At 55.3% G+C, this 488-nt stretch carries 1 pseudogene; it reads right to left on the bottom strand.

The window, feature by feature from the left end:
- A pseudogene (locus tag KPG66_RS17010) lies at nucleotides 1-469 on the bottom strand (transposase); the annotation flags it as partial.
- Nucleotides 470-488: the final 19 nt, after the last annotated feature.

Genomic DNA, 488 nt, shown 5'->3' with positions numbered 1-488 from the left:
ATCACATGCACCCGACGATAGCCGTAGTGCACGCGTGTTTGCATAATCTGCTTGATGCGCAGCATAATCGCGTTCGAATCTCGTGCGATTGACTGATAGCTGTACACCGAACGCGACAACTTCAGTACCCTGCAGGCCAGGCGCTGGCTCACGCCAAAGCGTTGCACCCAATCCGTCGTGAGTTCACGCAGCCGGGAAGGCTTCAAAGCTTTTTTGATAGCACATCCTGCAACATGGATTTGTCCAGCGACAGCTCCGCCACCAGCCGCTTGAGCTTCGTGTTCTCCTCTTCGAGCTGCTTCAGGCGACGCAGCTCCGACGGGCCTAGACCCCCATACTTCTGGCGCCAGTTATAGAACGTCGCATCGCTGATGCCCATCTTGCAGCACACCTCAGCTGCCGGCGTGCCCAGCTCTGCCTGCTTCAACGCAAATGTAATCTGTTCTTCAGTGTATCTGCTCTTCTTCACGACATGACCTTCTGCTTGT

The organism is Mycetohabitans sp. B2 (genome assembly GCF_021733735.1).
Taxonomy (GTDB): Bacteria; Pseudomonadota; Gammaproteobacteria; order Burkholderiales; family Burkholderiaceae; genus Mycetohabitans; species Mycetohabitans rhizoxinica.
Note: the sequence above shows the minus strand (reverse complement) of the source record. Positions and strands in the feature narration are given on the sequence as shown.